The following is a 13,116-nucleotide window of genomic DNA, read 5'->3' as shown; positions in this document are numbered from 1 at the left end:
AAACGGGGAGCCGAGGTTTCTACCCCGGCCTCCCCTTTGAAATAAGAACGGATGGTGGTGGCGAAATTCACCGTCACTCGGCCCCCTGCTCCAGTTCTACGTTCAGACCCAGAGACTTCAGCTCTTTGATCAGAACGTTAAAGCTTTCCGGAATACCGGCCTCAAAATCATCCTGCTCACGCACGATGGATTCATAAACTTTGGTTCGACCGGAAACGTCATCCGACTTCACAGTCAGCATTTCCTGTAGAGTGTAAGCTGCGCCATATGCTTCCAGCGCCCACACTTCCATTTCCCCAAAGCGCTGACCACCAAACTGCGCCTTACCACCCAGAGGCTGCTGTGTAACCAGCGAGTATGGGCCGATAGAGCGTGCATGGATCTTGTCATCAACAAGATGGTGCAGCTTGAGCATGTAGATGTAGCCAACCGTTGTTTTACGTTCGAACGGTTCACCCGTGCGCCCGTCAATCAACTGAGACTGACCAGATTTATTAACACCAGCTTTTTCAAGCATGGCTTCAATATCCGGAATGGAAGCGCCATCAAACACTGGCGTTGCAATCGGCACGCCTTTGCGCAGGTTATTGGCCAGTTCAATCAGCTCATCATTGCTCATATTGGCAATGTCTTCGCTGTAAACTTTATCCCCGTACACATCTTTCAGACGGTCCAGCAGTTCCTGACGTTTTTCGCCATTACGCTGGTATTCATCCACCATGTCACCAATGCCACGGCCGATTTTAGCACAGGCCCAACCCAGATGCGTTTCTAGAATCTGCCCCACGTTCATACGTGAAGGCACACCTAGCGGGTTCAGCACCAGATCAACAGCCGTGCCGTCTTCCAGGAACGGCATGTCTTCAACTGGAACAACGCGGGAAACCACACCCTTATTACCATGACGACCGGCCATTTTATCCCCTGGCTGCAGCTTACGCTTAACAGCCACGAAAACCTTGACCATCTTCATCACGCCAGGTGGCAGTTCATCACCACGCTGAAGTTTTTCAACCTTGCTTTCAAAACGTGCCTGAATACGTGCAATAGCCGCATCAAATTCACGCCGCAAAGTTTCCAGTTCCGCCATAACGCTGTCAGAAGCAACAACAATCTGACGCCACGTAGCACGCGGATGTTCATCCAGAACGGCATCTGTAATCTCGGTTCCAGAGCGAATACCCTTGAACCCAGCGCCAGCAACCTGCCCCAGAAGCTTTTCACGCAAACGGCTATAGAAAGAGCGTTCCTGAATAGCGCGTTCATCATCACGGTCTTTGGCAAGACGTTCGATTTCCGCACGTTCAATGGCCATGGCGCGTTCATCTTTATCCACACCACGGCGGGAGAACACACGCACATCAACAATTGTGCCAGATGTGCCAGGCGGCAGACGCAGAGACGTATCACGCACATCGGAGGCTTTTTCACCAAAGATGGCACGCAGAAGTTTTTCTTCCGGTGTCATTGGGCTTTCGCCTTTTGGCGTTACCTTGCCGATCAGAATATCGCCCGGATTAACTTCAGCACCTACATACACAATGCCGGCTTCATCCAAATTCCGCAGGGCTTCTTCACCCACATTCGGAATATCACGCGTGATTTCTTCCTGCCCCAGCTTGGTATCACGGGCCATGACTTCGAATTCCTCGATATGGATCGAGGTAAAAACGTCATCCTTGGCAATCCGTTCGGAAATCAGGATGGAGTCTTCGAAGTTGTAACCATTCCAAGGCATAAACGCGACCAGCACGTTACGGCCCAGAGCCAGTTCACCCAGCTCTGTGGAAGGACCATCGGCAATAATATCGCCTGCCCGCACATTGTCACCCACATGCACCAGCGGACGCTGGTTAATACAGGTGGACTGGTTGGAACGGGAATACTTACGCAGACGGTAGATATCTACACCCTGCGTAGAACCTGCCGCATTGGTTGCACGCACTACGATACGGGCACCGTCAATCTGGTCCACAATACCTTCGCGCTTGGCAACAATTGTTGCACCAGAATCACGCGCCACAGCTGCTTCCATACCTGTGCCAACCAACGGTGCATCGGAACGCACCAGCGGCACAGCCTGACGCTGCATGTTGGAACCCATCAGTGCACGGTTCGCGTCATCGTTTTCCAGGAACGGAATGAGCGCCGCAGCAACGGAAACGAGCTGCTTGGGCGAAACGTCACACGCTGTTACTTCCGTTGGCGGAACCAGACGGAAATCACCGTTACGACGCACAGAAATCAGATCGCTGGTAAGCGCACCCTGATCATTCACCTTGGCATCGGCCTGCGCAACAACCAGCTTTTCCTCTTCCATAGCGGAGAGATACTTCCAGCCGTCCTGTAGCACGCCGTCCTTCACCAGACGGTAAGGTGTTTCGATAAAGCCGTATTTGTTCACTTTGGCATAGGTTGCCAGAGAGTTGATCAGACCAATGTTCGGGCCTTCCGGCGTTTCAATTGGGCAGATACGACCATAATGCGTTGGGTGAACGTCACGCACTTCAAAGCCTGCGCGCTCACGGGTCAAGCCACCTGGGCCAAGCGCTGAAAGACGACGCTTATGCGTCACTTCAGACAGCGGATTGGTTTGATCCATAAACTGGCTGAGCTGAGAAGAACCAAAGAACTCACGCACAGCAGCAGCAGCAGGTTTGGCGTTGATCAGATCATGTGGCATGACCGTATCAATATCCACAGAGCCCATACGCTCACGGATAGCGCGCTCCATCCGCAACAGACCAATGCGGTACTGATTTTCCATCAGTTCACCAACCGAGCGCACGCGGCGGTTACCAAGGTTATCAATATCGTCAATCTGACCGCGACCGTCTTTCAGGTCGCACAGTGTTTTAATGGTGCGCAGAATATCTTCTTTACGCAGCACACGCACTGTGTCTGGCACGTCCATATCCAGACGCATGTTCATCTTCACGCGGCCAACAGCGGAAAGATCATAACGGTCGGGATCAAAGAACAAGCCATTCAGCATGGCTTCGGCTGTTTCAGCCGTTGGCGGCTCACCGGGGCGCATTACACGGTAGATATCAATCAGCGCTTCATCACGCGTGCTGTTTTTATCTACTGTGAGCGTATCACGGATCCACGGCCCGTTAGCAGCGTCAATTGCCAGCAGGGGAAGTTCCGTAATTCCGGCTTCTTCCAAAGCAGCAAGACGTGCTTCAGTGATTTCTTCACCAGCTTCGCCATAGATTTCGCCAGTCTGCATATTGACGATATCATGGGCAATGTAACGGCCAAGCAGATCGATCTCACCCACCAGCACTTCACGCGTTTTTTCCGCGATCTTGCGCACCATGCGGGCTGTCAGCTTGGTTTCGGCTTCCGCCACCACTTCACCGGTTTCCGCATCCACCAGCGGCGCCAGCAGCTTGAGGCCACGGAAAGAATCCGCATCAAACGGACGGGCCCAGCCTTTGGCTGTTTTTATGAATGTGACAGCATTATAGAAGTAGGAGAGGATTTCATTGGCATCCATCCCCTTGATTTCCATAGAGTCAACATCACCGCCTTCAGCCGCTTTAGCTTTGCGCGCAGCTTCAGAAGCTGCACCTTCAAGCGCATACAGCAGCGTGGTGACAGGCAGCTTACGCTTACGGTCGATACGAACGTAAAGCAGATCTTTGGCGTCAAACTCGAAGTCCAGCCAGGAACCACGGTAAGGGATAACACGCGCAGCAAACAGATATTTGCCAGAAGAATGCGTTTTACCTTTATCATGATCAAAGAACACACCGGGTGAACGGTGCATCTGACTGACGATAACACGCTCCGTACCGTTGACGATAAAGGTGCCATTGTCTGTCATGAGCGGCATATCGCCCATATAGACTGGCTGTTCCTTAATATCGCGAATGGAACGAGACCCCGTATCTTCGTCCACATCCCATACGATCAAGCGCAGAATAACTTTCAGCGGTGCGGCATATGTCAGACCACGCTGAATGCATTCTTCCACATCATATTTAGGCTCTTCAAATTCGTAACTGACGAACTCCAGACGCCCCCGCCCCGCAAAATCATTGATGGGGAAAACGGAACGGAATACCTCCTGCAAACCTGTTGGAGTACGTGCATCAGGCGATACATTTGCCTGAAGAAATGTCTCGTAAGACGCACGCTGCACGTCAATCAGGTTCGGCATCGGGGCGATTTCGGGAATCCGCCCGAAACTTTTGCGAATCCGCTTCCGTCCTGTGAACGATTTAGTGATTGCGTTCATCGTCGCTCCTGCCCCGCCCATTTATCTCGGACCATCATGCCCGTGGTCATCCCGCGAGCCTGATGGTCCGACCTAATTTTGGTCTCAAGCCCATACCGGGTTTTACCCGGCTCCTGTTTCAGATCAACCCGAAACAGGCAAACGGGCAGAGGCACAGCGCCCCTACCCGAAAACCTTTTTTCCATTTCCCTGATGCCATGCATCAGAAATTTGGCAAACTTACTTGACTTCGACGGTTGCCCCGGCGTCTTCAAGAGCCTTTTTGATCTTGTCAGCTTCGTCCTTGCTGACACCTTCTTTAACGGTCTTCGGCGCACCTTCAACCAGATCCTTGGCTTCTTTCAGGCCCAGACCGGTGATGCCGCGGATTTCCTTAATCACGTTGATCTTCTTGTCGCCAGCGCTAGCCAGAACAACCGTGAATTCGGTTTTTTCTTCAGCCGGAGCAGCAGCAGCACCAGGTGCAGCAGCAGCAACTGCTACAGGAGCAGCAGCGGAAACGCCCCATTTTTCTTCGAGCAGCTTGGAAAGTTCAGCAGCTTCAAGAACGGTCAGAGCGGACAGTTCGTCAACAAGCTTAGCAAGATCAGCCATAGTTTGACTTCCTAATATAGATACTGGTTAGCAGAACGCAACCTTCAAGCACGAAGGCAGCGCAAAATTCTTTAACATTCCTTCATGCAAAGGAATGAAATCAGGCAGCTTCACCCGTTTTGGCATAGGCCCCAAAAACACGTGCAAGCTGGCCTGCCGGCGCCTGAGTAACGCTGGCGATACGCGTAGCTGGCGTGGAGATAAGACCCACGAGCTGCGCGCGCAGCGCATCAAGAGACGGCAGCTCGGCCAGAGCCTTGATTCCATCGGCGTCAAGCACCTGAGAACCAAGAGAACCACCAAGCAGCACAAGCTTGTCATTTGTTTTGGCGAACTCAACGACAGCCTTAGCCACAGCCACAGGGTCTTCAGACCACGCAAGCGCGGTCGGGCCTTGCAGCAGCGGCGCGATGCCGTTGAACTGGGTCCCATCCAGGGCGAGAGTTGCCAGCCGGTTTTTAGCGACCTTATAGTTCGCACCCGCTGCACGCACCTTACGCCGCAGTTCCGTCACAGCAGCCACAGTCAGCCCGTCATTACGGGTGACCACAACCATGGACGTCTGGGCGAAAACGGCGGCCAGAGAGGCGATAAAGGCCTTCTTTTCCGTACGGTTCAAATCCCGTCTCCGTCTTGTTCCATTAAGCTTGCGCCCAACAGAACGGGTTGCCCTTTAGGTTCCGTTATACATAACGCAACCCGCTCGCCTGTCCTTGAAACGGAATATCTGGCGTGCCGTAAATACGACCTGTAACCAGCATTCCCGTCTTACCGCTCGCCAACCCGAAGGCTGATTAAAACCGAAGTTGCGCACGGTCTCGGACAGGAAGAAGGAGCAGCCGCAACCACCCCTTCATGCACCGCACCAACCCGAAAGCGAGTGCGGCGTCATTCTTTCTCAGCCAGCGAAGGCAGAGAGATCCAACTGAACGCCAGGGCCCATGGTGGAGGACAGAGCACCCTTCTTCATGTAAGCACCTTTTGCGCCAGATGGACGGGCCTTCTGCACGGCATCAATAAATGCACGTACGTTTTCAGCCAGCTTGTCTTCACTGAAGGAAGCCTTGCCAACACCAGCATGCACAATACCGCTCTTTTCAGCGCGATATTCAACCTGACCAGACTTAGCCGCTTCAACAGCGCCCTTTACGTTCATGGTCACGGTGCCCAGCTTGGGGTTCGGCATCAGCCCACGCGGGCCGAGGATCTTACCCAGACGGCCCACCAGAGCCATCATGTCAGGCGTAGCAATGCAGCGGTCGAAGTTGATTTCGCCAGCCTGCACTTTTTCCATCAGGTCTTCCGCACCCACGATGTCTGCACCAGCAGCCTGAGCTTCTTCAGCTTTCGGGCCACGTGCAAACACGGCAACGCGCAGGGTTTTGCCTGTGCCATTCGGCAGGGAAACAAAACCACGAACCATCTGGTCTGCATGACGCGGGTCAATGCCCAAGTTCAGTGCAATTTCAACGGTTTCATCAAATTTAGCTGTCGCATTACCTTTTACCAGCGCGATAGCTTCATCAATGCCGTAAACTTTACCAGCTTCAATCTTGGCACGTGCAGCAGCGATACGCTTGTTCTTTGCCATGATATTAGCCCTCCACCACATCAATGCCCATGGAGCGGGCAGAGCCGATCAGCATGCGCACTGCGCCATCCAGATCGTTTGCGTTCATGTCCTGCTGTTTCTGTTCAGCAATTTCACGAAGCTGGCTCATGGTCACTTTACCAACGCTACCACCCTTGCCAACTGTCTGGCTGCCTTTGGAAATTTTGGCGGCCTTCAGCAGGAAGTAGGTGTTTGGCGGGGTTTTGGTGATGAAGCTGAACGTACGGTCTGCATATGCGGTGATAACCACCGGAATCGGCATACCCGGCTCAAGACCCTGGGTCTTGGCGTTAAATGCCTTACAGAATTCCATGATGTTCAGACCGCGCTGACCCAGTGCCGGACCAACCGGCGGGGAAGGATTAGCCTTACCAGCGGGGATCTGAAGTTTGATGTAGCCAACAACTTTTTTGGCCATATCCGGGACTCCTCAAAATGAACCCGAACCGCGGTTCTCTCGATTCCACACCACGCACAGGGCGCAGACAAGAATCTCCCGCGTTCCGATCAGAAGTGCCGCGCTTACCGGGGCGCTGGCTGCGTGTCAAGTGGTTGTGTATTTTTCATGCCGCCTGTCAGATCATTGGAAAGCGGATCTGTCTGGGTGCTAATGCCACCCAAAGGCGCTGCATGGCGCAGGTTTTCATACTGCAAGGGCTTGAAAGGCATGATGGTTTCCTCACCGTGCGGCAATTGGCTACGAGACCACCCACCACCAAGGGCACGCACAAGCTGCACACGCGCATCCACCTGTCGGGTTTGCGCCTGCACTAATGAAATGCGGGCATTCAGCGCCGCTACCTGCGCCACCACAACATCCAGATAATTGGTTAGGCCACCAGTATAGAGTGCCATAGTCATGCCCTGCGTGCGCAAGGCGGCATCTACGGCGTTGCTTTCCTGCTTAACCTGCGTTTTCAAACGATTGGTGCGCGTGAGATTGTCTTCCACTTCCTGAAAGGCATCTAACACCGTGCTGCGGTAAATATCTTCCGTTTGCCGATAGCCCGACCAAGTGCGCTGCAATTCTGCACGCCGCAAACCACCTTGGAACAACGGCAGCACTGCTTGTGCCCCAAACTGATACATAGCGTTGTACAACGAAGCCAGATCGAACCCGTTATCCATAAAGCCTGTCATGGCGTTAAACGTAACGTGCGGATAAAACGCGGCGCGAGACACACCGATGGCTCTGTTTGCTTGTGCCATGCGCCGTTCTGCTGCGGCAATATCTGGCCTGCGTTCCAGCAAAGTGGATGGCAGCGCTATAGGTGGCTCTTTTTCCTCAAACGTCAGCTTTGTAACCGGCGCGATATGAAATGAGGCCGGAGCCTGATTAACCAGCACGGCTATAGCGTGTTCCATAACATCACGCTGGGTGCGAATATCGGTTTCCTGCGCCTGCGTGGTGTAAAGCTGAGCTTCTGCGCGGGAAACATCCATACCCGGCGCAATGGCCCCTGCCAGACGCATGCGCGTAACTTGCACGGCTGTCTGATAATACCGGATAGAATCCTTATACACCGCATCCTGCGCATCCAACCCACGCAGAATAACGTAATCCGATGCTAGTTCTGCCTGAAGGCTTAAGCGTGCAGAGGCATAATTTGCGGCATCTTCCTGCACACCCTGCTTGGCCATACGGATACGGTTGCGGATGGCAGACCAGAAATCCGGCTCCCACGTTGCGGTGGCCGAATACTGCTCGGACGACATATACATCGGCCCGGTTGCCCCGGCCCCACGCCATAGCCGGTGTTGGGAGCCTTTATATTTGGCCCCACTCGCCGCCCCATTTAACTGCGGGTAAAGGTGGGATTTGGCTTCCGCTGCCATATCGCGCGATTGCATGAACGCCTCTGCCTGCGCCTGCAAATCCGGGTTCAGGCGCATGGCCTGATCTTCCAGCCGGTTGAGTTCCGGATCACCCAGCATTGTCCACCAATCGGGCCGAATGGCATCATCCGATGGGTGGGCGGGCTTCATCACGCCCTGCCCGCTCCAGTTATCGGGCAGCACAAATTGCGCAGGCTTATAGCGGGGTGCCATATCGCAGCCCACCAAGGCCGATGTTGCCACCCCTACCAACAGAATATGTGTAACTTTACGCGGCAGAATGTTCCCTTTCCTCATGGGCGGGCCCCAGCTTCAGACATATCCGCGTTATCATCAGGCATCGCGCGGGTGTCATCCCCATCTTCCCCTTGGGATGATTTGGTGGGAGGCGCTGGCTTTTTGGGTTCTGCTTTTTTAACGGCTGGCGGCGTGCTGGGCATGTTATAGCCGGGTGTGCCTTTAACAATGCGCACTTCCTGCCCATCCAGCAGCCCAGCAGATGGATTGTTGATTACCCGATCCGTTTTCTTCACACCACGCAGAATCTGCACCGTGGTTCCAAAGTTGGTGCCTAGGGTAACATTCACCAGATGCACGTGGTTGGTATCATCCACCAGCGCAACCTGCGTGCCTTCCGCCCTGAACACAATAGCACCTAGTGGCAAAATCAGCTCTTCCGTATCACCGGGGGCATGGAACGTGGCTGTGGCGTAGGAATTGGGCCAGAGTTCACCAGATTTATTGTCCAGTGTAAGTTCTGTTGTAACGGTACGGGTAGATGCATTAAAGGCCGAAGCCGTGGCCAGAAAATGTGCCCGGAATGTGCGTTCAGGATATTGCGGAATACTTAAATCTGCCTCCAACCGCGGGGAGATAATATCTGCATAATCTTGCGGCACGGCTACAAACACACGCATGGCGTGCACATCCGCCACACTAAACAATTCGGTGGCATTGCCGTGAGCATCTACATCCCCACGCCCTGCGTTGACGTAATCCCCCACATCCGCCAAGCGCGATGTCACAACGCCATCAAAAGGCGCAACAATTTTTTTGAACGCTTCCAGCGCAGCATAACGCTCCACATCATGCTGCGCTGCTTCTACCTCGGCCTTTTGGGCTTCTGCATTGGCTGCCTGCACATCCACTTCCTGCTGAGAAACAGCTTGCGTGCCTTGCAGGGCCTTCCAGCGTTTTGCTGTAATCTGGGCCAGCTTATACCGCGCCAGTGCCACATTCAGGTTGGCTTTAGCTGCGGCAAATTGAGCATCTAACCCCGGTGTATCAATTTCGGCCAGCACATCGCCCGCCTTCACCTTGGCACCGAAATCTTTGTACCACATTTTCACGTAGCCAGAGACCTGCGCATAAATGGGTGCCTGATACCATGCTGCTATATTGGCAGGCAGGGAAAGAGTGCGTTCATCCGGGCCCGGCTGGGGGTAGATAACCTGCACGGATGGAATAGCGTTATGTGCCGTTTCGTGCGCCAGATTAACGTACTGCGTATGGCGCTGAACAATACCCACCACTGCCAGCAGGGTGGCAACCCCGCCAACAGCCACAAACCCGATTTTGCGCTTACGTGTGCTGCCAGCCGGTGTGGGAGATTGAGGCCCTGAAGCGTCTGGATGCTCTTGGGTCATGCGGCAGCTTCCTCTTGTTCGGTTTCATGCGGTTTTTTACGTGTGTGCAGCATGGCAAAAACACAGGGTACGAACAGCAGAGTGGCAACTGTTGCCACTATCAGGCCGCCCATAACGGCCTTACCCAAGGGTGCGTTTTGCGAGTTACTTAAAGACATGGGCAACATGCCGATAATCATGGCGGAGGCTGTCATCAGCACTGGGCGAATACGCTCAAACCCAGCTTCCAGCGCGGCCTGAATGGCATCACCATGTTCTTCCAGACGTTCACGCGCAAAAGCTACAACCAGAATAGCATTGGCCGTGGCCGTACCCATGCACATAATGGCCCCTGTAAGGGCTGGCACGGAAAGCGTGGTGTGCGTTAGAAACAGGCTCCATGAAATACCAGCCAGTGCGCCGGGCAATGCGGTGATGATGATGAACGGGTCCAACCAGGACTGAAAGTTCACCACAATCAGCAGGTAAACCAACAGCACAGACATGGCCAAGCCACCCAGCAACTGGGCGTAAGCGCTGTTCATGGTAACAGCCTGCCCCAGCACACTGAGGGAGGAGCCATGCGGCAGGTCACCCTGCACTTCGTCTACAATACGCGACACCTCGCGTGAGACCGTGCCGAGGTCTATCCCCTCATTCGTGGCGTAAATATCAAACACCGGCATGATATTGTAATGCGCCACCTCCGCCGGGGTGCCGATCTGATCGATCTTGCTCAACCCACCCAAGATTTGCGGATCTTGGCCAGATGGGTTGCCATCCCCTTTATCAACAGGCGTGATTTCCAGATCATTCATGGTCTGGAGGAAGGGCGCTGGCGTTTGAATATCAATCAGATGCGAAACACCGGTTTTGGTATCCAACCAGTAAACCTGCCCCACCTGAGAACTACCAGACAGAGAAACCAGTGCGTTATTGGCAACATCGGATTCTGTAATGCCAGTTCCCAGCGCGTAAGTACGGCGGGTATTCACCATAAGTGTGGGGGTTGTCATGGGCTGTTGCACAAACACGTCTGTCAGGCCCGTAACATGACGCAGACGTTCTGCCAGACGGTTCGCAAATCGGAAATTGTCCGCCAGATTGCGCCCAACCACCTGCACATCAATAGGTGATGGCAAACCAAAGTTCAGGATTTTGGCTGTCAGATCCCCCGGCAGGAAGGAAAACTGTGTGCCGGGGAACTTCATGTTCAGGTTATGGCGCAAAAGCCGCCGATATTCGGCCACAGGAGATGCCGGATTTTTAAGTGAAACCGTAATATCGCAATCCTGCGTGCCCACTGTTGGCGTTGGAATATAAGCCTGATTCAACGGGCTGAAGGGCAGACCGCAGTTATCAACCAACCCTTCTACCTGCCCCGGCAATGTGCGTTCGATCTCATCATTCACAAGCTGGGAAATCTTGCCGGATTCTTCCAACCTTGTGCCAATGGGCGCACGCATATGCAGGGCAATGGCATCTGAGTTCACTTCGGGAAAGAAATCCTGCCCCACAAAGAACAGCAGCCCCAAGGAACCAAGTGAGCACAGCACAAACACCGGCACAAACGTACCACGCGTTGCCACCAGATGAGACAGCAGCTCGTGATAGCGATGCCGGAACTGCTCGAACTTATGCTCAAACCCACGCTGAAAGCGGCCAAAAATGGTTTTGGGCTCCTGCGGGCCATGTGCATGTGCGGCCACCTGTGCCGCCAGCATGTATTTGGCCATAGTGGGCACCAGTGTTCGGGACAGGATAAAGGAGGCGATCATGGCAAAAATGATGGCTTCTGCCATAGGCATAAACAGCCAGCCCGCAACACCCGTAAGCTGGAACAGCGGCATCCACACAATGCAGATACACATGGTGGATACAAAGGTGGGGATAACAATCTGGTTTGCGGCATCAATAATGGCCGTTTCCAGATCCTTTTCCATCTCAAGATGCGCGTCGATGTTTTCGATCATCACCGTGGCGTCATCCACCAAAATCCCCACGGCCAGCGCCAAGCCGCCCAGTGTCATGACATTGATGGTCTGCCCGGCCCAACCCAACCCAATAACCGAGCACAGCATGGCCAGCGGAATGGAGGTGGCAATAATAACGGTAGAACGCCAAGAGCCCAGAAACAGCAGCACCACAAGCCCGGTGAGGCACGCAGCAGTGAGCATTTCACGCACCACGTCCTGCACGGATTCCTTCACAAAGGTAGAGGCATCATTCAAAATCTTGATGCTCACGCCCTCTGGCAGAGTTTTTACAATGCCCGGCAGCAGCTTTTTAACCCCCGCCACAACATCCAGCGTAGAGGCATCGCCACTTTTCATAATAACAATCAGAACGCCCTGCTGCCCTTTAACCAGCACAAGGTTGGTTTGTGGCGGGCCGCCTGCATGCACCCATGCCACATCCTGCAACCGCACCACGGCATCCCCCACCTGTTTGATGGGGATCATGTTCAGCTCTTCCATGTTTTTGGGAGAGGCGTTGGTCTGCACCATCCAGTCAAACGGGCCAATGCGCTGATCCCCCGCAGGCAGCACAATGTTCTGGCTGTTCAACGCGCGCGAGACATCAACCGGGGAAAGCCGATGCGCCAGCAGTTTTACCGGGTCCAGATCCACCATGATATTACCTGGCTGCCCGCCGTACGGGTTGGGAATGGCAGCCCCCGCCACGGAAACAAGCGCCGGACGGATAAGGTTGGAGGACATGTCGTAAATTTGTGAGGCCGTCATGGAGGTGGAAGACACCTGCAACGTCACAACCGGCACAGAGGATGCGTTATAAGCCAGCACCAGCGGCGGTGTAGAGCCCGTGGGCATCTGCTTGATAACTGTCTGCGATACCGAGGTAATCTGGGTTTGCGCCACAGATGTATCTGTACCGGGCTGGAAGTAGATCTTCACAATCCCGCGGCCATAATACGATTGGCTCTCGATATGTTCGATATTATTCACGGTCGCGGTGAGAGCGCGCTCGTAATAATACACGACGCGGCCAGACATATCCTCTGGCATCAGGCCCGTATAGGTCCAGACCACTGCCACAACAGGAATACGAATGCTGGGAAATACGTCTGTAGGCGTATTGAATATTCCCCTGATTCCGAACACCAGAATCAGGATGGAAAGCACCACAAACGTATACGGCTTTTTAAGCGCGGTAACGACAATTTCGTTCATGCGCTCCAACCT

At 53.9% G+C, this 13,116-nt stretch carries 8 protein-coding genes; all 8 read right to left on the bottom strand.

What is annotated here, in order from left to right; genetic code table 11:
* Positions 1–73: 73 nt before the first annotated feature.
* Positions 74–4,246, bottom strand: a complete 4,173-nt coding sequence (gene rpoB, locus FKW19_RS05290) for a DNA-directed RNA polymerase subunit beta (RefSeq protein WP_035351617.1) — start codon at positions 4,244–4,246, stop codon at positions 74–76.
* Positions 4,247–4,465: 219 nt separating this feature from the next.
* Positions 4,466–4,840: a 50S ribosomal protein L7/L12 gene (gene rplL, locus FKW19_RS05285; RefSeq protein WP_006116056.1), complete on the bottom strand. Its 375-nt coding sequence runs from the start codon at positions 4,838–4,840 to the stop codon at positions 4,466–4,468.
* A 100-nt stretch (positions 4,841–4,940) separates the two neighbouring features.
* Positions 4,941–5,459, bottom strand: a complete 519-nt coding sequence (rplJ, locus tag FKW19_RS05280; RefSeq protein ID WP_003622686.1) for a 50S ribosomal protein L10 — start codon at positions 5,457–5,459, stop codon at positions 4,941–4,943.
* Positions 5,460–5,738: 279 nt separating this feature from the next.
* Positions 5,739–6,431, bottom strand: a complete 693-nt coding sequence (rplA, locus tag FKW19_RS05275; protein ID WP_035351622.1) for a 50S ribosomal protein L1 — start codon at positions 6,429–6,431, stop codon at positions 5,739–5,741.
* 4 nt (positions 6,432–6,435) lie between these two features.
* The gene (rplK, locus tag FKW19_RS05270; RefSeq protein ID WP_003622680.1) at positions 6,436–6,870 is read right to left on the bottom strand and encodes a 50S ribosomal protein L11; all 435 of its coding nucleotides are present in this window, start codon (positions 6,868–6,870) and stop codon (positions 6,436–6,438) included.
* A gap of 104 nt (positions 6,871–6,974) precedes the next feature.
* On the bottom strand, positions 6,975–8,585 hold the full coding sequence (locus tag FKW19_RS05265) for an efflux transporter outer membrane subunit (protein WP_063353854.1): 1,611 nt from the start codon (positions 8,583–8,585) through the stop codon (positions 6,975–6,977).
* A complete protein-coding gene (locus FKW19_RS05260) occupies positions 8,582–9,934 on the bottom strand; it encodes an efflux RND transporter periplasmic adaptor subunit (RefSeq protein ID WP_089178836.1) in 1,353 nt (450 codons plus the stop codon). Before FKW19_RS05260 ends, FKW19_RS05265 begins: the two co-directional genes overlap by 4 nt.
* Positions 9,931–13,104, bottom strand: coding sequence for an efflux RND transporter permease subunit (locus tag FKW19_RS05255; protein ID WP_035351625.1), 3,174 nt, complete (start codon positions 13,102–13,104; stop codon positions 9,931–9,933). Before FKW19_RS05255 ends, FKW19_RS05260 begins: the two co-directional genes overlap by 4 nt.
* Between the last annotated feature and the right edge of the window lie 12 nt (positions 13,105–13,116).

The sequence above is a fragment of the Acetobacter sp. DmW_125128 genome (assembly GCF_008704325.1).
In the GTDB taxonomy this organism is placed as follows: Bacteria; Pseudomonadota; Alphaproteobacteria; order Acetobacterales; family Acetobacteraceae; genus Acetobacter; species Acetobacter oryzifermentans.
The sequence above is the reverse complement of the archived record's forward strand: the minus strand, read 5'-3'. Positions and strand labels throughout refer to the sequence as shown.

Bases quoted from the DNA above. Each gene is read 5' to 3' on its own strand.
- rpoB (WP_035351617.1), bottom strand. From the start codon at position 4,246: ATGAACGCAATCACTAAATCGTTCACAGGACGGAAGCGGATTCGCAAA.
- rplL (WP_006116056.1), bottom strand. From the start codon at position 4,840: ATGGCTGATCTTGCTAAGCTTGTTGACGAACTGTCCGCTCTGACCGTT.
- rplA (WP_035351622.1), bottom strand. From the start codon at position 6,431: ATGGCAAAGAACAAGCGTATCGCTGCTGCACGTGCCAAGATTGAAGCT.
- rplK (WP_003622680.1), bottom strand. From the start codon at position 6,870: ATGGCCAAAAAAGTTGTTGGCTACATCAAACTTCAGATCCCCGCTGGT.
- FKW19_RS05265 (WP_063353854.1), bottom strand. From the start codon at position 8,585: ATGAGGAAAGGGAACATTCTGCCGCGTAAAGTTACACATATTCTGTTG.
- FKW19_RS05260 (WP_089178836.1), bottom strand. From the start codon at position 9,934: ATGACCCAAGAGCATCCAGACGCTTCAGGGCCTCAATCTCCCACACCG.
- FKW19_RS05255 (WP_035351625.1), bottom strand. From the start codon at position 13,104: ATGAACGAAATTGTCGTTACCGCGCTTAAAAAGCCGTATACGTTTGTG.